Here is a 367-nt window from a genome sequence, read left to right on the forward strand (position 1 = left end):
GTATCATCTTAAGATTTTTAATAATCATTTGTGTAACTTTTTCTTGATTATAGTTTTCTTTGCTTAAATTCTTAGCATATTCTAATTCTTCCTTGCCTTCGTTTTCACTCCATTTGATTAAAGCACTAAGATTTTCTCTTGCTTTATTTTCATTAGCTTCTTTAAATTGTAAAGCTTCTTGGATAAAGTTATAAGCATTGCTAGCAATTATGATAAAAACTAATACAATAAAAACTATAATAGAAATTCTTTTTGATATTTTAAGCAATTTTTTTACCTTTAAAGTTAGTATTATTTATTATAGCATTATTAGATACAATCTTAAAATCTTCTTTTATATCATCTATAATGGTATTGCTTTGTTTTG

At 22.9% G+C, this 367-nt stretch carries 1 protein-coding gene; it reads right to left on the minus strand.

Features of this window, described 5'->3' with window-relative positions; genetic code table 11:
* The coding region (locus CAMP5082_RS08315) for a hypothetical protein (protein WP_337206442.1) at window positions 1-268 on the minus strand (268 nt) is incomplete at its 3' end.
* Between the last annotated feature and the right edge of the window lie 99 nt (window positions 269-367).

The organism is Campylobacter sp. LMG 17559, assembly GCF_024723605.1.
GTDB lineage: Bacteria > Campylobacterota > Campylobacteria > Campylobacterales > Campylobacteraceae > Campylobacter_D.